Annotated in this window: 19 protein-coding genes; 8 read left to right on the top strand and 11 right to left on the bottom strand. The window is 35.9% G+C overall.

Translation table 11 applies throughout. The annotated features are described in order from the left end of the window. Positions 1-153 precede the first annotated feature (153 nt). The 4 genes from ACP6PL_RS01905 to ACP6PL_RS01890 all read right to left on the bottom strand — a co-directional run bounded on the left by ACP6PL_RS01905 (position 154) and on the right by ACP6PL_RS01890 (position 5,114). Positions 154-1,365, bottom strand: a complete 1,212-nt coding sequence (locus ACP6PL_RS01905) for a sensor histidine kinase (RefSeq protein WP_426541957.1) — start codon at positions 1,363-1,365, stop codon at positions 154-156. 278 nt (positions 1,366-1,643) lie between these two features. Further along, positions 1,644-2,078, bottom strand: a complete 435-nt coding sequence (locus ACP6PL_RS01900; RefSeq protein WP_426541955.1) for a response regulator — start codon at positions 2,076-2,078, stop codon at positions 1,644-1,646. Between the two features lie 148 nt (positions 2,079-2,226). Continuing rightward, positions 2,227-3,372, bottom strand: a complete 1,146-nt coding sequence (locus ACP6PL_RS01895; RefSeq protein ID WP_426541953.1) for a PAS domain-containing sensor histidine kinase — start codon at positions 3,370-3,372, stop codon at positions 2,227-2,229. A gap of 773 nt (positions 3,373-4,145) precedes the next feature. Continuing rightward, a complete protein-coding gene (locus ACP6PL_RS01890) occupies positions 4,146-5,114 on the bottom strand; it encodes a hypothetical protein (protein WP_426541951.1) in 969 nt (322 codons plus the stop codon). A gap of 435 nt (positions 5,115-5,549) precedes the next feature. Here ACP6PL_RS01890 and ACP6PL_RS01885 point away from each other — a divergent pair, with 435 nt between their 5' ends. Then, a complete protein-coding gene (locus ACP6PL_RS01885) occupies positions 5,550-6,611 on the top strand; it encodes a protein-glutamate methylesterase/protein-glutamine glutaminase (protein ID WP_426541949.1) in 1,062 nt (353 codons plus the stop codon). Positions 6,612-7,381: 770 nt separating this feature from the next. Further along, positions 7,382-8,206, top strand: coding sequence for a CheR family methyltransferase (locus tag ACP6PL_RS01880; protein WP_426541947.1), 825 nt, complete (start codon positions 7,382-7,384; stop codon positions 8,204-8,206). Between the two features lie 566 nt (positions 8,207-8,772). On the opposite strand, the gene ACP6PL_RS01875 is transcribed toward ACP6PL_RS01880, so the two are convergent. Next, entirely contained in the window at positions 8,773-8,991 is a 219-nt protein-coding gene (locus ACP6PL_RS01875; RefSeq protein WP_426541945.1) for a hypothetical protein, read from the bottom strand. A 545-nt stretch (positions 8,992-9,536) separates the two neighbouring features. Beyond that, positions 9,537-10,148 (bottom strand): DUF3611 family protein, encoded by a 612-nt coding sequence (locus tag ACP6PL_RS01870; RefSeq protein ID WP_426541943.1) that lies wholly within the window; start codon positions 10,146-10,148, stop codon positions 9,537-9,539. A gap of 281 nt (positions 10,149-10,429) precedes the next feature. Here ACP6PL_RS01870 and hflX point away from each other — a divergent pair, with 281 nt between their 5' ends. Beyond that, complete coding sequence (gene hflX, locus ACP6PL_RS01865; RefSeq protein WP_426541941.1) at positions 10,430-12,154, top strand: GTPase HflX; 1,725 nt, start codon at positions 10,430-10,432, stop codon at positions 12,152-12,154. A 252-nt stretch (positions 12,155-12,406) separates the two neighbouring features. Here hflX and ACP6PL_RS01860 read toward each other — a convergent pair whose 3' ends face one another. Continuing rightward, positions 12,407-13,150, bottom strand: a complete 744-nt coding sequence (locus ACP6PL_RS01860) for an alpha/beta fold hydrolase (RefSeq protein WP_426541939.1) — start codon at positions 13,148-13,150, stop codon at positions 12,407-12,409. Positions 13,151-13,851: 701 nt separating this feature from the next. On the opposite strand from ACP6PL_RS01860, the gene grxC reads away from it, so the two are divergent. From grxC to ACP6PL_RS01845, 3 genes are all read left to right on the top strand, one after another. Continuing rightward, positions 13,852-14,112 carry a glutaredoxin 3 gene (gene grxC, locus ACP6PL_RS01855; RefSeq protein WP_426541937.1) on the top strand — a complete coding sequence of 87 codons (261 nt, stop codon included), beginning with the start codon at positions 13,852-13,854 and terminating at the stop codon, positions 14,110-14,112. A gap of 127 nt (positions 14,113-14,239) precedes the next feature. Then, positions 14,240-15,238: a glutathione synthase gene (gene gshB, locus ACP6PL_RS01850; protein ID WP_426541935.1), complete on the top strand. Its 999-nt coding sequence runs from the start codon at positions 14,240-14,242 to the stop codon at positions 15,236-15,238. 237 nt (positions 15,239-15,475) lie between these two features. Continuing rightward, positions 15,476-16,600 (top strand): Gfo/Idh/MocA family protein, encoded by a 1,125-nt coding sequence (locus tag ACP6PL_RS01845; protein WP_426541933.1) that lies wholly within the window; start codon positions 15,476-15,478, stop codon positions 16,598-16,600. A 402-nt stretch (positions 16,601-17,002) separates the two neighbouring features. Here the strand turns inward: ACP6PL_RS01845 and ACP6PL_RS01840 are convergent, their stop codons facing one another. Continuing rightward, positions 17,003-17,548 (bottom strand): GAF domain-containing protein, encoded by a 546-nt coding sequence (locus tag ACP6PL_RS01840; protein ID WP_426541931.1) that lies wholly within the window; start codon positions 17,546-17,548, stop codon positions 17,003-17,005. 161 nt (positions 17,549-17,709) lie between these two features. Here ACP6PL_RS01840 and ACP6PL_RS01835 point away from each other — a divergent pair, with 161 nt between their 5' ends. After that, complete coding sequence (locus tag ACP6PL_RS01835) at positions 17,710-18,642, top strand: ion channel (RefSeq protein WP_426541929.1); 933 nt, start codon at positions 17,710-17,712, stop codon at positions 18,640-18,642. A gap of 1,005 nt (positions 18,643-19,647) precedes the next feature. Further along, positions 19,648-21,354, top strand: a complete 1,707-nt coding sequence (locus ACP6PL_RS01830) for a peroxidase family protein (protein ID WP_426541927.1) — start codon at positions 19,648-19,650, stop codon at positions 21,352-21,354. Positions 21,355-21,552: 198 nt separating this feature from the next. Here ACP6PL_RS01830 and ACP6PL_RS01825 read toward each other — a convergent pair whose 3' ends face one another. From ACP6PL_RS01825 to codA, 3 genes are all read right to left on the bottom strand, one after another. After that, complete coding sequence (locus ACP6PL_RS01825; RefSeq protein ID WP_426541925.1) at positions 21,553-22,965, bottom strand: AtzE family amidohydrolase; 1,413 nt, start codon at positions 22,963-22,965, stop codon at positions 21,553-21,555. Between the two features lie 226 nt (positions 22,966-23,191). After that, a complete protein-coding gene (locus ACP6PL_RS01820; protein WP_426541923.1) occupies positions 23,192-23,395 on the bottom strand; it encodes a DUF4089 domain-containing protein in 204 nt (67 codons plus the stop codon). A 317-nt stretch (positions 23,396-23,712) separates the two neighbouring features. Next, positions 23,713-24,981: a cytosine deaminase gene (codA, locus tag ACP6PL_RS01815; RefSeq protein WP_426541921.1), complete on the bottom strand. Its 1,269-nt coding sequence runs from the start codon at positions 24,979-24,981 to the stop codon at positions 23,713-23,715. Between the last annotated feature and the right edge of the window lie 392 nt (positions 24,982-25,373).

Genomic DNA, 25,373 nt, shown 5'->3' with positions numbered 1-25,373 from the left:
ATGGATAATGGATAATTGATAATGGATAATTGATAATGGATAATTGATAATGGATTTTATTATTTGGAGATGTCTATTGTAATAATTCAACTTTATTTCTAAATTCTGAATCCTAAATTAAGCCATTCAATTCTCACTTTTGAATTTTGAATTCTATGAAACCAATGTTTGAGAATAATTAGGAATAGTAAAATAGAAAGTTGAACCTTTTCCAACTTCTGAATTCGCCCAAATTTTTCCCCCATGACGTTTAATAATTCGTTGCACAGTTGCCAGCCCAATTCCTGTACCTTCAAATTCATTTTTATTATGTAACCGCTCAAAGGGAATAAAGAGTTGATCTGCATTTTTCATATCAAAACCTACTCCATTATCAGCAACAAAATACGCTAACTGTTTTTGGGATATTTCCTCACCTTGATTATTTTCTAATTCTTGTGACTCATGATTAAAAAAACTTCCCACTTCAATTCTAACTTTTTCTTGTTTTTGGCTATACTTCACAGCATTACTTAATAGATTTTCGAGAACAATATACATAAGATTTTCATCTGCCACTGCCATAATATTAGATTCAACAATAGCTTCTACCTTTTTGTCAGAATATTTCATCTCTAATTGCTGAATAATTTGATTAGCTAATAAACTTAAATTAACATCACTCAAATAAGCCTTTTGTTTTTCAACATGAGAAAATAACATTAAATCCTGAATCAGTTGATTCATTCGATTACAGCTTCGATTCATTATATCAAGCCATTCTTCATCTTGGGTATCAAACCTATCTTTATGTTTTTCTTGCAAAAGAAAGAGAATTCCTTTTACATTGGTTAGAGGATTGCGTAAATCATGGGAAACAGTATAACTAAACGCTTTTAATTCTTTATTAACCGCCTCTAATTCCTGTGTTCTTTTTTTCAGTTCTTGGTTGCTTTGTTCTAATTGTTCTGTGCGTTTTTTCAGTTCTTTTTGTATGATTTTTCGCTCAATTGCATAGCGAATTGATTGAGTTAAAATATCGGTTGTGAATTGTCCTTTAATCAGATAATCCTGCGCTCCTTTTCTCACAGCTTCCATCGCTAGTTCTTCATCGTTCATTCCTGTTAAGATCACAATAGGAATATTGTCAGCTTTCTGTTGAATGTTTAAAAGGGTTTCTAATCCTTGACTATCTGGTAAAAGTAAATCTAATAAAATTACATCAAAACTTGCATTTTCTAGATGAGAGATAGCTTTTGCTAAATAATCAAAATGACTTACCTGAAACTTACTAATTTGAGATTCTTTCAAAAGTTGTTGCAGGAAAAAAGCATCTCCTAAATTATCTTCTACAAGAAGAATCGAAATTAACTGCTGGTTCATCATTTCTTATCTCTAGCTTTTCTCTCTTGTTTATCATACATCCTTAGTCATTTCTAGGCAATAGAAGCTTAAACAGAAGTTTAAGCAGATATACCTACATCTTTGGATATATTTCTAGCAGAAATAGGAAAAATATTAGCTAATCTACTTTGACAGTAACTTAGAATTTTTGCTCAATTTTTCAATTTTACTTCGTCTTTAAAAAATAGCTGATAGCTGATATATGACCGCTGTTTGCGTAGCATTACGCAGGAAATGCTTACTAAAAAGTAGTTAGAAATTCAAGGAAGTTGCACAAATTTAAACCAAAAGTTTTTTAAAGATTTGATTGTTGCCGTAAATTCTGACAAATTAACGGGTTTAGTCAGATAACAACTAGCATGGAGAGAGTAACTTTTAAGAATATCTTTTTCCGATTTGGAAGAGGTTAAAATAACGATAGGAATAGTTTTTAATTCCTCATTTTCTTTAATTTCTTTCAAGACATCAAATCCATGTTTTTTAGGAAGATTCAAATCTAGTATAATTACATTAGGTCGAATAGAATTGCTATAATTTCCTTCTTGATAAAGAAACTTCATAGTTTCTTCCCCATCTGATACCTCAGCTAGTTGACAAGGGATACCATTTTCATTGAGAGCTGCTTTGATAATAAACACATCTCCTGGATTATCTTCTGCTAATAGGACATTAATTTCTTTAATTTTTTGAACCATTATTTTAATTACAAAATTGAGCATTAAATCTCTAATATAGAGTTTAAAAATACATCTATGGGACTTGCGGTTTATTAATGTACCAATCAGGTTTTACTATTTATTAAGTACAGCTTGTTTAACTGGTACTTTATTTTTGCGCAAGTCCCTATTCTGACATAGCTGACATAAATTGAGGAATAGTAAAATAGAATGTTGAACCTTTTCCTAATTCTGACTCTAACCAAATTTTCCCTTGATGACGTTGAGTTATTTTCTGGCATATTGCTAATCCAATGCCTGTTCCTGGATATTCTTGTCTGGTATGTAATCGTTGAAAAATCAGAAAAATTCGCTCAAAATACTGCTGAGAAATACCAATACCATTATCCTTAATTGAGAATAGCCAATAGCCATCCTCTGAACGAACGCCTATTTTAATATTTGGTTGCTCTTCGCTACGATACTTAATAGCATTGTTGAGGATATTTTGAAATAGTTGAACTAATTGGGACTTATCTGCCATGACAGTAGGTAAGGAGTCTTGGCAAATATTGGTATTAGTTTCTTCTATCAACAACTGAAGATTACTTAACGCTGTATCCAAAACCTCTTCACAATCAGTTAGTTCAAAAGATTGGCCTTGCCTACCTACCCTTGAGTATACGAGTAAATCGTGGATTAGAGACTGCATTCGCATAGCTCCATCTACCGCAAAATCGATAATTTGATTAGCATCTGCATCTAATTTATCTTTGTAACGTTGGCCTAACATTTGAGTAAAAGTGGTAACCATTCGTAAAGGTTCTTGTAAATCATGGGAAGCAAGGTAAGCAAAATTTTCTAATTCAGCATTAGAACGTTCTAATTCTCTTTGTATTGATTGGCGTTTTTTCAGTTCTTCTTGATAAATTTGGATACGATCTGTCAAATCAGTAATATCCTGAATAGACATTAAAGCATAGTAACCATTACCATCATCATTGGGAATAGCATTAACGGTAGTTTGTTGAATTCTTCTTTGTTCATTGGGAAGGAAACAAGGAATTAAAGAAGGGTGTAATTGAGGAGAAAAAATAGCAGGAAATCCTCCCGAAAAAACTTGGTGGAAACGACTTTGATATTTGGGTTGTTTGAGGTGAGGAAAAAAGTCTAAAAGATTTCGATCTATGATTTCCTGCCTAGAAATTTTTGTCCAATTTTCTAGACAACGATTCCAACATAGGACAACAAAATCTTGTCGGAGTAGGCATAAACCAACGGGAACATGATCGACTAAGTTAAATTGGGTAGTTGCTTTAAGAATTTGGGTCATTTTAGTTATCAGTTATCAGTTATCAGTACCTCAGACTGAAGCTAGAGGTTTGAAATGCTGAAATTTATTTTTTTCATCCCCTTAAAAGGCTATTCCTTATAAGGAACTCCTAAAACCCTTTTCTGATGGGGGGATGGGGAGATGGGGGGGTGGGGGCAGAGTGAGCGCATTCATTACGGCTTGCAGGAAAAAAAACGTATTTTTAAATACATTTATTCTTCCTAAATATCCATTGAATAGCAAATTCATAATTTCTCTGCGCATGTCAAATTTTATGTTAAGAAAGATGTTTATAAAGCATAGCTTAAAAGGGCAGGGCTGTTTCAAAGTCAAATAAATAATCGATTAAGGAGAGTTGGAGCACCGCCCAGATGACGAGCGCAATACCTGAATTGAGAAAATTGATTGATGCTCTCGACGGCAGTATATTTACTCCTATGTTTTCTCCTGCCAACAGAACTCCTAGTGCAGGATGACGGAAATATGTTACCAGTGAAAAAATACTCAAAGCCTTACCAATCAAAACTTCTGAATTCAGAATTCTGAATTCTGAATTCAGAATTCCGCGTAGCGGTACTAGGTTCATCAACAATACTTTAAGGCTCACTTGACAATTAATTTGTGCGCTAAAATTCTGATGATGATTAATGTATCTTTTTATACTACACTATGAAGTGTGGAATGTAGATTAGAACAATATGAATCTGATTTTTGCCAGGTTCTTCAATGTTTGTCCTGTACTTAGCTTTTGAATACATAAGTTCTGTAAACAATTAAGCAACTTGAAAGAAAAGAATAATATCTCCTTTGATTTCATTTTCTTCAGTTGTAAAGTGAGCTTGTGCTAAGAGAATAGTCTGAGCAGAAGAGCTGATCATATTTTCTAAAAGGTGATCGAGAGTATCTTCTAAATATTGAGGAACAGAATATTCTAGGTTTTTTGTCATTGCATTACTCATAGTTCCCATAACAGTATTTAAAACCACATTCCCTATTTCAGTTAACATTTCCATTTGTGCTTGCTCAAAATCTTCACTACCAGCTTCTTCTCCTGTTAATACTTCTGTGAGAATTTTAGCACTATCTGCGAGAAAAAATAGTTGAGATGTTCCTGAAAAACCTCCAAAAAATGGTAACTGAGTCACACAAATTTTTTCATTGCCAAAAATTTTAGTTAATTGTTTTTGTAAGTTTTCATAACTCATATCTTCTACTTTAGTATCTTGGAAAATAATAGGAAAATCAGTCATTTCATTCAGGGTTACTCCAGCTTTATCAATGGCAATAGCTAAGAGATTTTGCAAAGTTTGAATACTGAAAATATTTTGCCCATTCTCGTTAGAAGATGAGGGTTGAGTAGAGGATAAAACAGAAGAATTAGGAGTATGATTTAACTTCAAAGAAGTATCTTGACTAAGAGCAATGGCAAGAAATTCTGCTAATTGATTAGGGGACAGAGAATGTGGTACAATAGTAAAAGCTCCTCGAGGAGTTTCTATATTATCATCAGAAATGGCGATCGCCGGAATTTTTAGCTTTTCTAGGAGAGAAAAAAGTTGTAATTCACTTTCGTCTACCATTTTTTTATCCAGTAAAACACAATCAATAGGATGGACTTCAATCAAGTCTTTTGTATAGTTAACCTCATCTGCTTCAACAACAATATGATCTAATTCTTCAACCATGTTGCGAAGTTTTTTTCTTTCTTGTGGGGATTGATCTGCAATTAGAATTAAAGCCATATTTTGTTTCCATAAGTATTAAATGAAAATTAGATTCTAGTAGGAGAATCTTGATCCATCACATTTGAAAAGATTCAATTGTTTGCCAGAGGGACTATCTTGCTTTCCGCATGAATATCCTACTCCAGTGCTTGAGCAAAGCACTAAAACTCTCAATACTTCACTCATTAAGTAGATAAATAAGTAGTAATACCAATTCACCTTAAATAAAGATGTCAAAAATAGTTTCAAACTATATGAAATAATTTCCTCAAGTTACTGTATTCTCAAAGTTTTAAGCGTATACAATTTTTTGTACAGGTGATTCACATTTGCCGAGGATTCCGTAGAAAATCCCCCCTACTAACTTTTAACTTCCGTGAAATTATATAAGTAATTCCCAAAATTTCCATGCTGAGAGGCTGGAGAAAAAATCAAAGTTATGATTGAGTTATTATGCCTAAACTCCGTATTCTCATTGTTGATGATTCGGTAATTGTTCGCCGAATGGTAAACAATGTACTATCTGAGTCAGATCAGATAGAAGTAGTAGGTGTAGCTCCAAGTGGCCACATCGCTTTAGCAAAGATTCCCCAAGTTAACCCTGACCTCATCATACTTGATGTGGAGATGCCAGAAATAGATGGTTTAGAAACTTTAAGAAGAATTAGACAAACCTATAAACAACTCCCAGTAATTATGTTTAGTGCTATTACTGAACGAGGGGCAATGGCTACATTGGATGCTCTAACTTTAGGAGCTAATGACTACGTTACTAAACCTGCTAATATGGGCAGCAAAGAGGCAGCTCTTGAATACATCCGAAAACAATTAATTCCTAAAATTCAAGTTTTCTGTGGCCGTGGAGGTAGTTTGCCCAAACAGTCTTTAGCTCCACCTATTACTTCAGAGCAAAGAAAGACTCCCACTCGGTTCTTGTCCTCCAAAGTAGAGATTCTAGCTATTGGGGTTTCTACAGGAGGACCTGAAGCCTTATCTGAGCTTTTACCTAGATTTCCGGCAAATTTGAGGGTTCCTATTGTCATTGTCCAACATATGCCTCCTGTATTTACCACCCGGTTAGCAGAAAGGCTATCTTCTCAATGTCAAATTTCCGTCCATGAAGCGAAAGACGGAGATGTGATTAAATCTGGAGAAGCTTGGATTGCACCAGGGGATTATCATATTGTTTTAGTGAGGGAAGGTACACAGGTTCGCATTCAGACGACACAAACCCCTCCTGAAAATTCCTGTCGTCCGGCGGTAGATGTTTTGTTTCGTTCGGTGGCCAAACTTTATCAAGGCGGTGTACTTGGAGTTGTATTAACAGGTATGGGGCAAGATGGACTACATGGTTGTGCTTCTATTCGTGAAGTGGAAGGACAAGTTTTAGTCCAAGATGAAGCTAGTAGTGTGGTCTGGGGAATGCCAGGAATGGTTGCTAATGCGGGACTTGCCGATAAGATTTTGCCTTTAAATAAATTAGCTGAAGAGATTATGGGTAGAATTAATTTATGAGGGAATTGGGAGTAGTAGTGGACTGTTTCAGCTAAAACTGTGCATTAGATTTGTCATTGCGTTAGCGCAGCTTTGCGATAGCAAACGCCAGTGAAGCAATCTCAGACCAACTTTCTATTGCATCATTTAAGATGAAACAATCCAGTAGGTTGGGTTTCGATTCCTCAACCCAACATTAGATTGTTGTTCAAATCAGGAAATTTTCTCGATAAACCCGGCTTCTGTATAAGTCCTAATTAACATAAAATTCCTATCCGTGGTTATGAGTAAAATTCTCTTGAAATTAGGAAACAGGAAGAATAATTTCAGCATTTTTATTTCAGAAATTAACAATTACCTATTCTTAAAAAGAATAGGATTGACTAAAAGGAATTTTTTTGCTGTTTTTTGACTAAAAATAATATACTTTCAACCTGAATTATTTATATCATGTATATTTGAATGTCTTTGGAGACCAAACCCATACAAATATTTTAGGAAAGCAGAAAGTAGAAGATTTTTTCCCATTGTTATCTTATAGCAGTTTTCATTAATATAGAGTACAGAGATTTAGGTTTAAAGGAAGAAGAAAGAAGGCTTTAGTTATCTAGGAGAGAAGGAATAAATTTTGTAGTCTACCTTTGTGAAAACCGCTATAATTTTATATACTGGTATTATCTCGGGATAAAAAGTAATAAAAAATTTTTGTTTGTAGAATTGCTCTAGCCCTATCTATGAATTAGGGATTTAGCCCTAATACAAGCTTTTTCCTGGCTCTCTACTCTATAATTATGGCTATTAATTCTATTGATTTTGAATATATTCGTCAACTTCTTGACAAAAAAACATCGGTTGTTTTACCAGATGATAAGGTTTATTTTGTTGAGTCTCGTTTGGCACCTATAGCTAGTTCAGAAAAGCTTAATTCTGTGAGTCAATTAATTGCTAAACTGCGGATTTATCCTGGGAATGATTTACATGAACGGGTAATTGAAGCTTTGATGACGACTGAAACATTTTTTTTTCGGGATAATTATCCTTTTGAAGCTCTGCAAAAATTCATCTTACCAGAATTAATAAATAAGCGAAAAATAGAACGTTCTCTTAATATTTGGTCTTCTGCTTGTTCTACTGGTCAAGAGCCTTATAGTATAGCAATTTTATTACAAGAACATTTTCCCATAATTAACAATTGGAATGTTTCAATTATTGCCTCTGATATTTCTGAGCAAATGCTAAAATTAGCAAGAACTGGACGTTATAATCAGCATCAAATTAATAGAGGATTGTCAGTTAATTTGCGGAATAAATATTTTCAGCAACAGGGAAAGGAATGGGAAATAATTCCGGAAATTCGTCATCAGGTAGTATTTCAGCAATTAAATTTATGTAAAACATGGAATAGTTTACCAAAAATGGATTTAATCTTTTTAAGAAATGTATTAATTTATTTTGATATTAAGACCAAGCAAAATATTCTTTTCCAAGTTCGACAGTTATTAGAACCTGACGGTTATTTATTTCTAGGAGGAGGAGAAACAACGATTAATATTGATGATAATTTTGAAGTAGTTAAGTTTGATAAAGCGATTTGTTATCGCTTGCGGAGTAAGTAATACCGTTCAATTTCAAAAAATAACTCTCCTTTGCTACCAAAGTATCCTTGATCGGGAGAGGGGGGAGAGAGGGAAGAGGAGGAAGAGGGGGAAGATTACAAAAGTAGGTTTTTTACCTTTGATATCAAACAAGTGTGGAGAATATGGGGAAAGGTAGAAATTAAGAACCATAAATTACAGCACTTTTGAGGATGGTGAGGTACATTTATAACAGAGGCTTCTAGCCTCTAACAAGTAGGATGCTTGTGTTACCAAAAATTTTCTACATTACTGATAGCGTAAATATATAAATATTTATACACTATCAGTTGTGTGTTAACTTTTTCAAATGACTATATCCAGACTAATATCATGTTCGGATAATCACTTATAATAAAGTATATGGTTTGTAGTAGGGCTTCAGCCCTATCTACAGTTCGGGCTGAAGCCCTACTACGAACTTTAATTATAATAACTATTTAACCGCAATTCGTAGCTCCCCCGAAGGGGGCACATAATATAAAACCTGGAAAATTTAGGCTTAACTGTAGTCTAGATAAATTTAGAATAAGTTTAGGACTGTTAACTCAGTGAGAAGAACTAGGAGAACTGCTAAGATAACTAGCTACACGAAAAGCCCAGATTGATAGGAAGCCAGCAACTACAATAGCTAACAATGATGGCCATTGTGGAATCCCTAAAACTCCTACTTGAATAGACCACTGATATATAAGCCTTATTAGGTGAAACAATCCAACTAGAGCAAAAACTGAGCCAGAAATTAACAAGTATAATCTTTCAGTCATATTTTTTACCTCCAGTCAACGAGAATTTAATCGTCTGTGATGCTCCTGTCATTGACGCTATCGCTTGCCTCTTTTGAAGGAACTACGCTTTTTATGTCGTGTTTAATGTAGCGCAGCGTTTCATGTCGGCGACAGCCGAAAAGCTCAACAGTGATAGTTTCCCATATTCAATTAAGGCAGTCGGAACTTCACTGAGGGTATTCCCTTGGCAGGATTTTATAGTGAGGTTTACATTGTGCCCCACTTATCTTTATTATACACTGTAATAGATCCAAAATGGGATCTGTCTCAATATTAAATTAAGTTAAGTAAGGAGTAGGGGAGTAGGAAAACATTAAGTTAGTTTAGCAAGACAGGAAAATGAGATTTAAGAGTCATTAAGGACTGATTTTTACTTCACTACTGATAATTTACTCACTTTTGACTATTAGACATCTCCAAAAATAAAAAGTAAAATCATTCTTATCCAGAAATGATCGATTATTCTTCCCTGTTTTCTGTTCTCTGTTTCCTGTTCTCTTTTCCCTGTTCCCTCTTTTCTTATGTCAAGAATGCTGAGAATGATGTTGACTAACTAAACCTAAGAGCCACAAAGCAACTATAATACCCACTAACTCAGCAGCAATGGTACTTAACATCGCTTGTACCCCTACCATATCTAAAGGTACAACTAAAGTACCTCTGTTAATTATGGCTTGATTACTTCCAGGAGTGCTAATTACTGAGGCTCCTTGGGGAATAGATAACATTTGCCATAACAAGGTTGCTACTTTACCCATCGCAACTACTATTGCACAAAGCATTCCTAAAATATTAGCAATTAACCCAATCCATAAACATTGAATTACGTCTGCTTTTGGAGGGCGCATTTGGGGATTTTCTAGCTTTTTAGATAACTGTACATAACGAAAACACCAGTAAATAGTAAAAATGAGTGCTGATAGACAACCAAAGGCTAAAAATTCTCCTATGTATAAATTTCCTGGTCTAGTATAGTCAGGATTATTAGTAAAAAATAGGGCAAATATCAAAATGATAATAGGAATAAAAGCAAATACTATTTGTACCCAAAAACCAACCCAACCCCAACGACGAAAAGCAAAAGCAATTTCTTGAACAGTTGGTGGAGAAGAGTTTTCCATTAAGAAATTAAACATATAGCAATTCCCACAGTTATGAACTACATTCACGATCCCCCTAAATCCCCATTAAAAAGGGGGACTTTTTTTTGGCTCCCCCCTTAAAAAGGGGGGCGGGGGGGATCTAAAACTGTACCTCTTATATTAAAGAACTGCTATATTTACTTGTCCTATCAAATCATCTTTGATATATCATATAGTAAGAAAAAAATTATGTTGATTTAAAAAATTTTGATTATAATTGAATATTTATAATAGTCAATGTAGTATAAAGAGGGGCCACAAAAACGTGGCTAGGAATGCCTATCGAAACCATCTACGGAAATCTGCAAGGTCTAAAATCTAACCAACTTAAACAACTGCAAAAGTTATATCACCAGCGATTACCAGGCGATCGCTTAACTACCTCCGAATTTGCCCAAAGAGTAGCCTCTATCAGTACAGAAGTTGGCCAACCAGTCTGCGTATACATTAATCGTAGGGGACAAATTATCCGGGTGGGAATTGGCACACCGCGCCAAACCCAAATTCCACCTCTGGAATTACCCCGTTATGGTGCAGGTCGTCTGAGTGGTATTCGTTGTATCGCTACTAACCTGAAAACAGAAGTGCCTTCCGAAGCTGCTCTGACTGCAATGGTGATTCAACGACTTGATGCTATGGTGATGCTAACCCTCACAGGTGAAGGGTTTAAACGTCGTGGCGGAGGAGCAACAGGTTACATTAAACAAACTTATCTAGCTCACCTATTACCCATTCCTGCACACGAACGTGAAAATAGCGATCTTCAAGAGTTGAAGTTTTGGAGTATTTCACCTCCTCTGAGTCTAGATATGCTTGCCAAGCAAGACTTTATCGACTTGGTTGATGGATTGGAAGCAGAATTTGAGCGAGAATTTATTGCTCAAGAAGTTGATTCTGAGCAAGATTTAGTGGTGGTGGTGGGGCTAAAAATAGATAAAATGACTAATCAGCAATTTGAAGATGGATTGGCAGAAGTAGCTCGACTTGTTGATACTGCTGGAGGTCAAGTTTTAAAGACAGTACATCAGAAGCGATCTCATCCCCATCCCCAGACAGTCGTAGGAGAGGGTAAAGTTCAAGAAATTGCTCTGAGCGTTCAAACTGTGGGAGCTAACCTCGTTGTATTTGACCGCGACTTGTCTCCTGCGCAAGTACGCAACCTAGAAACAAAAATTGGTGTTAGAGTTGTAGATCGTACCGAGGTTATTCTGGATATTTTTGCCCAACGCGCTCAGTCTCGCGCCGGAAAATTACAGGTCGAACTTGCTCAACTAGAATATACTATTCCTCGTCTGACGGGTAGAGGTGAAGCAATGTCTCGTCTTGGTGGTGGTATTGGTACTAGGGGACCTGGTGAAACTAAGTTAGAAACAGAACGTCGGGCAATTAATGCACGCATATCTCGGTTGCAGAAAGAGGTAAATCAGTTACAAGCGCATCGTTCCCGTCTTCGCCAACATCGTCAACGTCAAGAAGTACCAACAGTCGCAATAGTAGGATATACGAATGCTGGTAAATCTACATTATTAAATACACTTACTAATTCAGAAGTTTATGCAGCAGACAAATTGTTTGCTACTCTAGATCCTATTACTCGTCGTCTGACTGTTCCTGAAACTGTTACTGGTAAACCAACTACAATTGTGATTACTGACACGGTGGGATTTATTCACGAACTCCCTCCTACTCTGGTGGATGCTTTTCGGGCAACTCTGGAAGAAGTTACAGATGCAGATGCTTTGCTTCATGTAGTCGATCTGTCTCATCCCGCTTGGCAAAGTCAAATACGTTCTGTGATGACTATTTTAGCAGAAATGCCTGAAACTCCAGGACCTGCTTTAGTTGCCTTTAACAAAATTGATGAAGTAGATGGAGATACTTTAAGATTCGCTAACGAAGAATATCCCATGGCGGTATTTATTTCTGCTGCTCAGGGACTTGGTTTAGAAACTTTGCGTCAACGACTCGCGCAGCTTATTGATTATGTTATTGCTTCATAGTCAACCACCCATAATTTAGGGAAGTTCCATGGAACTTCTCTAGAGGTTGTTGAATTCTACAATTTTCTGTATTCTCTACCTTTTCCGATGAACGCACACTGTAGAAGAGAGCAGTGCGAATCTTCTGATGTGTTGGCTATATGATAATTACAAAAAAATCAGGACTTACGCATGAGTACTACATATAGCGCAAAAAACTATACCGTTACAGTTTTTGAACACTACATATATGGTTTATGCGTAATGGTCAATCTAGCATTTGTATTCAGAATACACGATCGCTTCAACAATGTCTTGATCGAGGCAACTCAGCCAGTTCTCCTGTTGGGCTTGAACAGAACGGACAAATGAGCTAACAACAGAGGATATCAGCCTAACCGAGTCTTGATTAGAGAAATCAGCTATATTATCCTCAGTAGGGGGACCAATAGGTTGAGGAGAGTCATTTATGCTGTAGTGGTTAAGCCCTGCCAACTCAATGAAGGTTTTTGTTGATGCTGATATTCTCTCAAATGCAGTTCTCGAAATTTCAGAAGTAATTACTGAGTCTTTTTCCCCAGATAGCATCAGCAGAGGAGGTAATGGGCTGGTAATCTTGTTATTGGATGGGGCGTTTGAACCATAAGTAACTATCGCAATTAGTTTATAGGGTAATTCTGAAGAATTAGCCTCATTACTTCTGAAGGCAGCTATTCCACCAGCCGAATGCCCTAGCAACACAACTCCCCTTTGAAGAGCTTTTTCAAGAGCCTGAAACTTTGAAAAGTCCAGCGATGAAAGAACCTTTGCTACAGAACTCTCATCTGGACAAAGGTAATTTCTTCCGGCAGGAAAGCAGTTGGGTACAATAACCCAGAATTTATCCTGACTCAACTCGGATGCTATGGCAACATACTTTGACTTGTCTATTTCAAGTCCCTGGAGGACTAAAATAACTCCAGAGGATTCATCCTCTTCGTTTAAGATAGGAGGGTATATGTCTAATTTCAAGGACATTGTATTGAAGTTTAATTAGAGCTTGCTGAAAAAAGTATTCGTGGTTAGGGTAGGAGTCAGGAGTCAGGAGTCAGGAGTCAGGAGGAATGGGGAATGAGCGGGGAGGCAGGAGGAAGAATTAGCCCTTGATTTTTCTGCTATGGTCAACCCAAAATCCTAACTTTTTGACTATCAAGAGCTAAAAACCAGGTACTTTTTCCAGACTTAAAAAGGCTAAAAGCTTTATCTATAAATGCTTTTAGATTTAATCAGCAAACCCTAATTAATTTCCTAGTATCTATATCTATAGCAACATGATTTGAGTGGTGAGAGATTGGAGATTTTTAGGGAATAGGGAGTGAGGAACGGGGAACAGGGTAGAGGGAAAAATGAATATATATGAATAATATCAAATCCGGTTAATTCGGTATAAAAAAAATTTTCATCTTCATCCAAGAGCGAATGTTTCTAAATTCTCTTCCCTCCTGACTCCTGACTCCTGACTCCTAGATTAACTATTTAATTATACCAATGCTACCGGATTTGATATAATATAACTGCTAAACTCTATTCTTTTAAGAAACACTTCAATTCTCACATCTGATTTCTGATTGCTATAGCTAGTATAAAGACAGAAAAAAATATCTAAAATCTAAAAACATTCCCAAACAGCAAGTTAATATTACAATCAGTTAAGAAATATTGCTTATGAGTAATTAATTATGTCTGCTAACGTAGAAATTTACACCTGGTCAAGTTGTCCATTCTGTATTCGTGCTAAAGCCCTTTTGGAGAAAAAACAAGTAAATTATCAAGAATACGCCATAGATGGGGATGATGTAGAACGGGAAAAGATGGCCGTGAGAGCAAATGGCCGTCGTTCTTTGCCCCAAATCTTTATTAATGACCAACATATTGGTGGTTGTGATGAGCTACATAGATTAGAAGCTCAAGGGAAACTAGACCAATTTCTAGAAGCATAACATTAATTTCGGTAACAAAATAACTTTACTGGAATTTATTATTTTTTAGGGGTAATTCTTGTTTTAAGAGGATTATTTCCCCCTAATTGATGACTAAAAATATTTTGAACTAATTAATAAAAAAAAGATGAAATTTGTATTCATCATAGACCCCATAGATAAACTCAACCCAGTTCACGATAGTAGCGTCGCACTAATGGAAGCTGCTCAAGAATTTGGTCACGAAGTTTGGATAACGGAAATTAATCAGCTAACTATTATTGATAGTAAAACCTGGGCAACAATTAAGCGGGCACATTTGATCCCAGTTGAAAGGATAGAAAATCATTGGGTGGCAAGTAACCCTTGGTATGACTTAGGAAAAACTATGCTGGAACCATTAGAGTCCATGGACGCTGTATTGATGAGGCAAGATCCACCAGTAACAATTCCTTATCTTTATGCTACTTATCTTCTAGACTATATTAATCCAGAAAAAACTTTAGTAATAAATTCTCCTCAAGGGTTACGCGCTGCTAATGAAAAAATGTATGCTTTGCAATTTACAAAAGTAATCCCGAAGACAATTGTCAGTCAAGATAAACAGGTAATTAGAGAATTTTTAGAGTCACAAGAAGCAGCAGTTTTGAAACCTTTGGGAGGAAAAGCTGGGGAGGGAATTTTATTTTTAGAACCCACAGATAGAAATTTTAATTCCCTGATAGAAATTAGTACCAAACAAGGTCAAGAACCTGTTATGGTTCAGAGTTATTTACCAGAAGCAAAAGAAGGAGATAAGCGAATTATTATGTTGAATGGTAAACCTATTGGAGCGGTAAATAGGATTCCTACTGGTAAAGAATTCCGAGGAAATATGGCAGTAGGAGGTAGGGTTGCTCAGACAGAAATTACAGAAAGGGAATATGAAATTTGTGAGTATTTAGCACCTAAATTAATAGCAGATGGTTTATATTTTGTTGGTATAGATGTAATTGGTGGTTATCTCACAGAGGTTAATGTTACTAGCCCAACAGGAATTAGAGAAATTGATTTACTTGATAATGTTAACCTGGGGAAACAAGTAATAGAATGGGTAATCGATCAAGTTAAAAGTCAAAAGTCAAAAGTCAAAAGTAATAATTTGTAATTCCTATATTTTTATTTATATGAATTTCTATTGTTGTAGCACAGGCATCTTGCCTGTCATAAGTCTACCTCAGTCAGGAAAAATGTGCTGTAATAGTTAAGCAGTAATACAGTGTGTTTCATATCATTGAGGTACACTCGTGACGGACAAGATACCCGCACTACAACCACTTTATTATTTACACTAAAAATTTACCTTCTTCCTTCTTCCTTCTTCCTTCTTCCTTCCTAACAAACAATGAACAATCAAACTATTGGCGTAGCAGTTATCGGTACAGGATTTGGTCAAAAAGTACATATACCAGGTCTACAAGAACATCACAAAACTGAAGTATTAGCTGTTTATAATCCAGATTTAGAAAAAGCCAAATCAATCGCATCAAACCATAATATTCCTCATGCTTGTAATACCATAGATGAGATTATTTCTATACATGAAGTTAGTGCCGTAACTATTTCTACTCCTCCATTTCTACACTATGAAATGGCAAAGCAAGTATTAGGAGCAGGTAAACATTTATTGTTAGAAAAACCCACAACTTTAAAAGCAGAAGAAGCCCAAGAATTATATCATATTGCTGCTACGAATAAATGTGTAGCAACTATGGACTTTGAATTTCGTTATATTCCTGCTTGGCAACTATTTGCAGAAATTTTAGCAGATGGATATGTGGGGGATAAACGCCTAATTAAAATTGATTGGTTAGCATCAAGTCGTGCTAACCCAAGTCGTCCTTGGAATTGGTATTCTCAAAAAGATAAAGGAGGTGGTGCATTAGGGGCGATCGCTTCCCATACCTTTGATTATATTAACTGGTTCTTTGGTCCTGCTAAAAAACTTTGGGGACAACTTAATACTTCTATTAAAACTCGTCCTGATCCCACTGTAGGAGACCAATTAAAACGAGTAGATGCTGATGATACTTGTAATATTATGTTAGAGTTAGCAGACGGTACTCCTTGTCAAATTTGTATTAGTTCTGTCACCTATCAAGGGCGAGGTCATTGGGTAGAAGTTTATGGTAGTAAAGGTACTTTAATTGTTGGTAGTAATAATCAAAAAGATTATGTACATGGGTTTAAAGTTTGGGGTTCTCAAAATGGGGAGAATTTAGCAGAAATAAATATTCCTGAAAGGTTAGATTTTCCGAAAGTTTATTCTGATGGTAGAATTGCACCTTTTATTCGAGTAGTTGATAATTGGGTACAGGCAATAGAAGCAGGAAAATCTGTAGTTCCATCTCTGAGAGAAGGTGTTTATTCCCAGTTATTAATGGATTTAACCCATGAATCTAATTTAACTGCTACTTGGGTAAATGTGCCAGATTTAGATGAATTTATCGAAAATAAGAGTAGCTTTTAATGTTAGTATTCAGGTAAGTGCTTATGCAAAATTAATTACATATTTTATTATACATCTCCAATATTATCCATAAATTATCAATTATTTCTCCCTATTCCCTGTTCTCTCTATCAACTAGGAAATTTATTTTGCACGACTACTTATCACCTATGTATGAGTTATTAACTCATTCTGATTGAGATAAAATTCCCTATAAATAAGTTTTTATAAAAGTAGGGAATTAAATTCTAGCATTTTGAAAAAAGAATACTGCAAATCAAATAGTTTAAAACTTTGGAATAGTTTCAAACTTTGGATGTGAAATAATTTCCTGAAATTACTGTAGCGCTTTTCATGTTGCGCAGCGAAAAGTTTTGAGCCGATAAAATTTGAATTTTGACTTTTGACTGTCGTGAAACTGTATTAGCTATCTCTAATAATTGGTGCAGTTGCTAGAGTTATAGCTGCTTTTTGCATAACTTCTATATCAGACTTTAACCAAGGACGTATATTCTTACATTGATGAGCAACTAGCAACCCCCATAAGCTCCTAGAATTGAGAACTGGTGCTACTAAATTAGCCTTAACCTGTATGCTACGCAGAAAGTCTCGATGACAAGAATGTATTGGTTCTAATTCAATATTTTCCATTGCTCGTACTCTTCCATGTTGATACATAGCAGCATATTCATCATTAAAACATTCATCAGCTCCTGTTGAACCATAAATTGATAGCTCCCCATCGCTCAAAGACTCAAACGTTACCTGTCCTTTCCACTCACGATAAAAGTAGTATAATACCACTCTGTCTACTTGAAGATAGTGTCTAATATTATCAATAGTTTCTTGGATAAAAGTGTTCCGTTCCACATTATTAGCCAGACGATTTGCAAATTTTTCTAAATCTAGGTCAATATAATGTATACTATTAGGATTATAATTAGGGTTTTTCTTGTCACTATTCGCCATAGTCAGTATAAATTAACTATTTATAATTTGTTAAGCTTGCCTAAGTTAAATTTTTGGGTTTATTTATAGTCGATATTTTTTTACATAACTTTTAGTTTGACTCATTTTCCCTGCTTTGGCAATGCCAATCAAGATAATTTATCATTTTTAGCATTTTTATAATGAAAAAAAACAGACAAAAAACTGTTGTCAGAAAAATTGGTTCTGTGAATTTTAGGGTGTTAGGGGTTACTCACTTTTACTGGAGTGATTTTTACCATTGGTTAATGACAATTTCTTGGCAACAGCTATGGGTAATAATCATCAGTTGTTATTCTGTAATTAACACTCTCTTTGCCTTTTTATATTTGGGAAGTGATGGAGGAATTGCTAATGCTAAACCAGCTTCTTTTATTGATGCTTTTTCTTTTAGTATACAAACAATGGCTACGATTGGTTATGGTGCAATGTATCCCACAAATCTGTATACTCATATATTAGTAGCTATAGAAGTTTTTATTGGTTTAATCGGCATGGCAATGGTTACAGGGTTAATGTTTGCCCGCTTCTCATTACCAACAGCGCGAGTTCTTTTCAGTAGGGTTGCAGTTATTTCTCCTTACAATGGCGTACCTACCCTCATGTTTCGGATTGCTAACCAACGCCAAAACTGGATAGTGGAAGCTCAAGTCAGATTAACTATATTACTTAATCAAGAAGTCACTCCAGAAGGACATTCTTTGCAACGACTCTGCGATTTAGAATTGGTTCGTTCTGAAACACCAATGCTTGCTCTTACCTGGTCAGTAATGCACCACATTGATGAAAATAGCCCTCTGTATGGTTGGTCTGAAAATGACTTTAGAGACTTAAATAATCAAGACATTCGATTTTTTGTCACCCTTACAGGGTTAGATGAAACTGTTTCTCAAACTATTCATACTCGTCATGTTTATACATTAGACAAGATTATCTGGCATCAACGTTTTGTGGATTTGATGTCTATAGGTACTGATGGTAAACGCTATTTTGATTACTCACACTTCCATGATGTTGTGCCTTTGGAAAGAAGTAATAATGGGCATCAAATTAAGACATTTAAAACATTAAAATAGGATAATAACAATACTCATAACAAAAAATTTTAATAGTCTAAGAATTGATTCTTAAACTTAGCTAAGATCGAAAAATTCCCTGATTTAAAAGACAATAATCAGGGAAAAAACTGGTTTATTGGTTAGGGTTCGTAATATTAAATTCGCTTAATTCGGTATAAAATAATGTTTCATCTTCAGTCATTAGCAAATCTTTCTAAATTCTCTTCTATACTTGAGTTCTGACTTCTAATTAACTATCTCAATTATAGCAATGCTAATGGATTTGATATAATATCATGTTAGGCTAAATAGTTACTATAACTAAAGCTCGTAGTAGGGCTTCAGCCCGAACTGTAGATAGGGCTGAAGCCCTACTACAAACAAAAACTTTTTTATAAGTGATTATCCGAACATGATATAACACCGTGTCCGGATAATTAGTCATATCAAATCCGGTTGAATACTTATTATATGGTTGGGGGGATAGGGGGATGGGGAGATGGGAAGATGGAGACCAACCCCTAACTACTCTCCGGTGAGGAATTTAGAGAGATATCTATTAAAGTAATTGAAGAAATTATCAAGACATATCCTATGACCAGATTCTATGTGCAATTAACCGGATTTGATATCAGGACTTACGCAGTACAACCTATTTTCCTAATTGTGATCTACAGAGTTCGCGGAGCAGTCCGGAACGGATAGCAATCTCAAATCCTAGTTTTTCGTACCTTATGCGTAAGTCCTGTAGTGATAAAAACATTTCTTTCTCCTAATATATTCTTTTCTCCTGACTCCTCCCTAATTATTTATAACTGTTAAACCGAACATGATATAAGTTTTATGAGTCTTTAAAGGAAATTATAAATATTTGTTAAACTTTCCGGAAAGTTATTTATAGCATTTGTTCTCAGTAATTATGCGGTTATTTATCATATCTTGATTCAAATATTCTGAAAAACTGCATAACTTTAGTAAAGCTGAGAAGTATAATGATTTAGTTGAAAAAAAATAAGTATAAACATGAATTTTCGTACAATTGACGGTAGTAACAATAACCTAGATAATATTGAATATGGTCAAACTGGTGAAAACTTACTTCGTTTAACACCAGCAAACTATGCAGATGGAATACAAGAATTAGCTGATGGTCCAAATCCTAGAGTAATTAGTAATACTATATTTAACCAATCAGAATCTATCCTCAACAATCGGAATTTAAGTGATTATACATGGTTATGGGGACAATTTCTTGACCATGATGTTACCTTGAGCGAGTTACAGTCAGGTAACACAGCAGAAACTATTAACGTTTTTATTCCTAACGGCGATGCAACTTTTACACCAGATTCATTTATTCCTGTTACCAGGTCACTATTTGATGAAACTACTGGCACTAGCACTGATAACCCCCGCGAACAATTCAATGAAATTACTGCTTGGATAGATGGTAGTAATGTCTACGGTAGTGATACAGAACGCGCTGACTGGTTGCGCAGTTTTGATAATGGAAAATTGAAAGTTACCGAGCATTCTACAGGAGATTTGCTGCCAACCGCGGGAGGCGTTCCAAATGCTCCTCACATGGCAATGGAAGGAGTCCTTGGTGCAAGCACTTTTGTTGCTGGAGATGCCAGAGCTAATGAAAATGCGGCCTTAGCATCAATGCACACTTTATGGGTACGGGAACATAACCGTATTGCGGAAATTATTGAAGCTACTCATACAGACTTACCTTTAGACCCCATTGCTCGCGATGAAGAGATTTATCAACGGGCGCGTAAAATAGTAGGTGCAGAAATCCAGAAAGTTACTTATGATGAGTTCTTACCTGCTTTGGGCGTAACTCTTGACCCTTATGCTGGATACGACTCCACTGTTAATCCTAATATCAGTACAGAATTTTCTACTGCTGGTTTTCGTATAGGGCACACTTTAATTAGTTCTACTCTACCACGTTTAAATGAAGATGGAACCCCGACTGAGGAGGGTGCCCTCAGTTTAGCTGAGGCGTTCTTCCGACTAGATCCTATAACAAAAGAAGGAGGAATAGAACCTCTATTGCGTGGTTTAGCTTCCCAGGTACAGCAGGAAACAGACGCAAAAATAGTTGACGATCTGCGGAATCTATTATTTGGTCCTCCTAGTGGTGGACCAGTGGCAAATGGTTCAGATTTGGCATCTCTGAATATTCAGCGTGGTCGCGATCATGGTTTGGGTAGTTATAATGATGTCAGAGAAGCATTGGGGTTGGGTAGGAAGAATAATTTTAGTGACATTTCATCTGATCTGGAAGTAGTGGCAGCATTAGAGTCAGTTTATGATAATGTTGACGATATTGACCTGTGGGTAGGAATGTTGTCAGAGGATAATTTACCAGATGCTAGTCTTGGGGAGTTGAATGAGGCAATTTTAGCAGACCAGTTTTCCCGGTTGCGAGATGGCGATCGCTTCTGGTATGAAAATGATACTGAGCTTGATAATTGGGAGTTAGGTGAGGTGTCTGTTTCAGAATGGTTAGAGGACTTTCAGTTGTCGGATATTATCAAGTTGAACACCGAAATTGAGAATATTTCTGATAATGTATTCTTTGTTTCTACTTCAGTACCTAATATCAATGATGGTAGTCCTGCTTCCTTAATCATACTGGCTAGTTTTTGCATAATTTTCAGCACTTCTAATATCTGGGGTCGTTTATGGAATATGTTGCCTACTTTCAAGAGCAATTAGCAGCGATCGCTCTGAGTTTTCAGGATTTTGCAGCCTTACATTGCTGTATTTGAGAATTAACAAAACTTACAGCACTTTTCATTTGAGTAGAACACAACATTGATGGAGTTGGGAGTAGGAAAATTGTTAGGGTTATTTTGTCTACTATGGTTTACCCATTTTACAACTGCTATAAGTTGCGTAGATTCTCAAAGTTTCTTAAACAGGGGGATTGAGTCCCTGTTTAATTCTTAGTCCTACTAACTGTTCCATCTCCAAAAATGCTGCCACTCGTAAAATCAACGCTTCATTATAAGGTGCAGCAATAATTTGCACTCCTAAAGGCAAACCATTAGTACGACGAATGGGAACCGACAAAACTGGCAACCCAATAAAAGACAAAGGTTGGGTATACAAACCCAAATTCGGACGCACTAATACTTCCTCCCCAGCAATAATCATTTTTTCCTGCCCCAATAATGGTGCAACACAAGGAGTGGTAGGAGCCAAAATAATATCTACTTCCTTAAATATTTCCTCAACACAACCTTGATACCAACGGCGAAAACGTTGAGCTTGGATATACCAGTCTGCCGGAATTAAAGCACCTGCTAAAAAGCGATCGCGGGTTGCTGGATCAAAATCTTGGGGGCGAGTTCGTAAATTTTCCAAATGCAAATTCGCGCCCTCAGCAGCAGTAATAATATAAGCAGCAGCTCGCGCTCGATGTGCTTCGGGTATTGTCACCCGCTGAGTTACTCCTAATGCGTCTGCAACCTGTTCCACTGCTGTAAATACTTCGGGTTCCCCTCCTTTGGCAAAGTGACCGTCAGCAATAGCAATGCGCAAACCTTGAATACCTTGGTTTAGTTGAGGCAAACAAGTTTCCGGAGGGCGGTTAGTACAAACTGGGTCTTTTGCATCAGACCCTTGCAAAACATCATAAACTGTGGCAATATCCCGCACAGAGCGAGCAAATGGTCCAACATGATCTAAACTACTGGCAAACAGAAAAACCCCTGCTCGTGATAAACGCCCATAAGTAGGTTTAAACCCAAAGACACCACAGAGAGAAGCAGGTACACGGATGGAACCATTGGTGTCGGAACCAAGAGTAATGGGCACTAAACCCGCAGCAACCGCAGCAGCAGATCCACCAGAGGAGCCGCCAGAGATGCGGGTCAAGTCGTGGGGATTAGGTGTTGCACCGTAGTGACTATTTTCGGTAACAAAACCGTAGGCGTATTCATCCATATTAAGGCTACCAACCAAGATAGCACCTGCTTGTTTGAGTTTAGCAACAGCGGTTGCATCTTGGGTAGCGGGTGGGTTTTCGGCGTTAATTTTAGCTCCAGCAAGGGTGGTTAAACCTGCGATGTCGTATAGGTTTTTCACGGCAAAGGGAACTCCTGCAAGGAGACCGGGGTTTTTGCCTTGGCCAATGTCTCTATCTATTTGTTTGGCCCTATTGAGTGCGCTTTCAGTAGTGATGGCGGTGAAGCAATTTAGAGTTCGGTTGCGGTCGTAAATTTGTTCGAGACATTTGCTTATTAAAGTTTCGGTGGTGGTTTTTCCTGTTTTGATGGCGGAGGCGATCGCTACTGCGTCTGTTTGGTTTGGGTTGATACTCATATTTTCGATAATTAACAATTACATCTTTTTTTTAAAGGATATGATTGAGTAATTTTTTCTACTTGATGTGTAGAAGCTCTAAACCTTAATTATTTGGTAATAAAAAATAAGGAACAATAAAGACTTGAGTAGGAGTTTGGTGGGTAGGAATTTGGAGACCAAACCTCTACTATTAGCAATTTGCAGTACCCTTTGTAATAGCAACTATAGAAGGATTACAGCAATTTCATTTCTCGATTTTTTCTCCCCATTTTTCTAAGTTAAATTTTGGTGCAGACTCTATTTCTGGTGGTAGGGGAAAGTCTATAACTAATTGAGCGATCACTGCTATTCTTTCTATATTTGCTACTACACCTGGAAAATGTTCTGACTGTAATGGTAAATTTATTAATTCTGCCGTTAATTCCACATATTTTTCGATATTTTTCATAATTTATTTCCTCACTCAGTTTTTATAAGTATTCAGCTATTAGTAGTCAGCTCTTGCTATTGAATGAAATTGCATTTACTAGATAATGCTATGTATTCATGTAGGTGACAGCAGAAAACAGCTTTTTAATGAATGAAGCAGGTGTTCGTTTAAGTTTTACTACATTTTTAAGCATGAAATTAAAGCATAAAAACGACAAATTTGAGTTGTCAACCTATACAATTGTACAATTATGTGGTGGCAAATACAGATGTGTCTCGGAAGCTAATAGTTAATAGCTGACCGCTGAATGCTTACCAGTTTTTCATTCAAATCTTTTATGTAAAGGCAACAAATTTTATTTTTGTAGGTGTAGTTTCTGCTAATAATTTTCCGTGAGAAAATACATACTTTACTGTAGCTCGTTTCCTAATTGCATGAAAGGGGTTTTTAGCATCTAAAACTATCAAATTACCAGGTTTTCCTACTTCAATTCCATACCTATCCTCCACATCTAAAGTTTTTGCACCATTCCTAGTAACCATTTGATAACAAGCATTAATTTCTGCTATCCCAGTCATCTGACAAATATGTACACCCATATAAGCCACATCTAACATATTACCAGTACCTAAATTATACCAAGGATCTTGCACACAATCATGTCCAAAACTAACATTTAATCCATGTTGCCATAACTCTTTTACTCGCGTTACACCACGCCTTTTAGGATAAGTATCAGTACGACCTTGGAGAGTAATATTAATTAAGGGATTAGCCACAAAATTAATTTTAGACTTCTTTAATAAACTCATTAATTTCAAAGCATAAGCATTATTATAAGAACCAAAAGCAGTTGTATGACTAGCAGTAACTTGTGAAGTTAAACCTGTACGAATTGCACAAGCAGCAACTAATTCTAAAAAACGCGATTGATCGTCATCTATTTCATCACAATGTACATCAATAAAACAGTCATATTTTTCTGCCAATTCAAAGATATGATGTATAGATTTTACTCCATCTTCCCTGGTGAATTCATAATGAGGAATTCCACCTACACCATCTACTCCTAATTGCAAAGCAGTCTCTAAAAAAGTAATATTTTCATCTTGACTATAAATGCCGTCTTGAGGAAAGGCAACTATTTGTAAATTCATCCAATCTTTGACAGTTTCTTTTACTTCTAAAAGTGCTTGTAATGCTATTAGTGTTGGTTCACTAACATCAACGTGAGTTCTGACAAATAATATTCCCTGTTTAGCTTGAGTTTTAAGAGTTTCAATAGCGCGTTTTTTCACATCTTCTATAGTTAACTTTTGTTTTTGTTCACCCCAAATTTCTATCCCTTCAAATAAGCTACCACTTTGATTCCAACGTGGTTTTCCTGCCGTTAATGTAGAGTCTAGGTGAATATGGGATTCTATGAATGGTGGGCTGACTAATTTTTCTTCAATATCAATTTCTTTTTGTCCTGAAGCAGGAATATCTGTAGAAATAGCAGTAATTCTACCATCATCAATAGCAATATCTACTATTTCTAATTGGTAGTTTGATAGCAGTAAGCGACAGTTTCGTAGGATTAAGTCATAAATTTTGTCAGGCATGGTGTTCTGTGGGTTGAGATTTGATAATGTTATACAGTTTCACGGAAGTCAAAAGTCAAAAGTAAGATTTAATAGACAGAAAACTTTGACGTTACAATAGTTTCAAGGAATTATTTGAGATATTTGAAACTATTTGTGACATCTTTAAAGTAAAATAGTATTATAATAGCCTATATTATTATAGTTAATTTTTTTTTACTTAATTATTAATATGGATTTACCTAGACTGAATCTAAAAAAACAAATTTAACTCGGATATTATCTACCATTATTACTCCCAGTTATATCGTTATTTTTAGTTTATTTATAAGTATAAGAAGTCACAAAAAAAACAAAAAACGATATATTATTGAGACTAAAGTTGATAACATTAAAAACTTAGGGTTTAGTAT

Source organism: Dapis purpurea BLCC-M126, assembly GCF_050015975.1.
Lineage (GTDB): Bacteria > Cyanobacteriota > Cyanobacteriia > Cyanobacteriales > Microcoleaceae > Trichodesmium.
Note: the sequence above shows the minus strand (reverse complement) of the source record. Positions and strands in the feature narration are given on the sequence as shown.

Coding starts and splice junctions, on each gene's coding strand:
- ACP6PL_RS01820 (WP_426541923.1), bottom strand. CDS start 23,395: ATGAAAAATATCGAAAAATATGTGGAATTAACGGCAGAATTAATAAAT.
- ACP6PL_RS01900 (WP_426541955.1), bottom strand. CDS start 2,078: ATGGTTCAAAAAATTAAAGAAATTAATGTCCTATTAGCAGAAGATAAT.
- ACP6PL_RS01880 (WP_426541947.1), top strand. CDS start 7,382: ATGGCTATTAATTCTATTGATTTTGAATATATTCGTCAACTTCTTGAC.
- ACP6PL_RS01895 (WP_426541953.1), bottom strand. CDS start 3,372: ATGACCCAAATTCTTAAAGCAACTACCCAATTTAACTTAGTCGATCAT.
- ACP6PL_RS01885 (WP_426541949.1), top strand. CDS start 5,550: ATGCCTAAACTCCGTATTCTCATTGTTGATGATTCGGTAATTGTTCGC.
- ACP6PL_RS01870 (WP_426541943.1), bottom strand. CDS start 10,148: ATGTTTAATTTCTTAATGGAAAACTCTTCTCCACCAACTGTTCAAGAA.
- ACP6PL_RS01875 (WP_426541945.1), bottom strand. CDS start 8,991: ATGACTGAAAGATTATACTTGTTAATTTCTGGCTCAGTTTTTGCTCTA.
- ACP6PL_RS01845 (WP_426541933.1), top strand. CDS start 15,476: ATGAACAATCAAACTATTGGCGTAGCAGTTATCGGTACAGGATTTGGT.
- ACP6PL_RS01905 (WP_426541957.1), bottom strand. CDS start 1,365: ATGATGAACCAGCAGTTAATTTCGATTCTTCTTGTAGAAGATAATTTA.
- ACP6PL_RS01830 (WP_426541927.1), top strand. CDS start 19,648: ATGAATTTTCGTACAATTGACGGTAGTAACAATAACCTAGATAATATT.
- ACP6PL_RS01860 (WP_426541939.1), bottom strand. CDS start 13,150: ATGTCCTTGAAATTAGACATATACCCTCCTATCTTAAACGAAGAGGAT.
- ACP6PL_RS01835 (WP_426541929.1), top strand. CDS start 17,710: ATGAAAAAAAACAGACAAAAAACTGTTGTCAGAAAAATTGGTTCTGTG.
- gshB (WP_426541935.1), top strand. CDS start 14,240: ATGAAATTTGTATTCATCATAGACCCCATAGATAAACTCAACCCAGTT.
- ACP6PL_RS01890 (WP_426541951.1), bottom strand. CDS start 5,114: ATGGCTTTAATTCTAATTGCAGATCAATCCCCACAAGAAAGAAAAAAA.
- ACP6PL_RS01840 (WP_426541931.1), bottom strand. CDS start 17,548: ATGGCGAATAGTGACAAGAAAAACCCTAATTATAATCCTAATAGTATA.
- grxC (WP_426541937.1), top strand. CDS start 13,852: ATGTCTGCTAACGTAGAAATTTACACCTGGTCAAGTTGTCCATTCTGT.
- codA (WP_426541921.1), bottom strand. CDS start 24,981: ATGCCTGACAAAATTTATGACTTAATCCTACGAAACTGTCGCTTACTG.
- hflX (WP_426541941.1), top strand. CDS start 10,430: ATGCCTATCGAAACCATCTACGGAAATCTGCAAGGTCTAAAATCTAAC.
- ACP6PL_RS01825 (WP_426541925.1), bottom strand. CDS start 22,965: ATGAGTATCAACCCAAACCAAACAGACGCAGTAGCGATCGCCTCCGCC.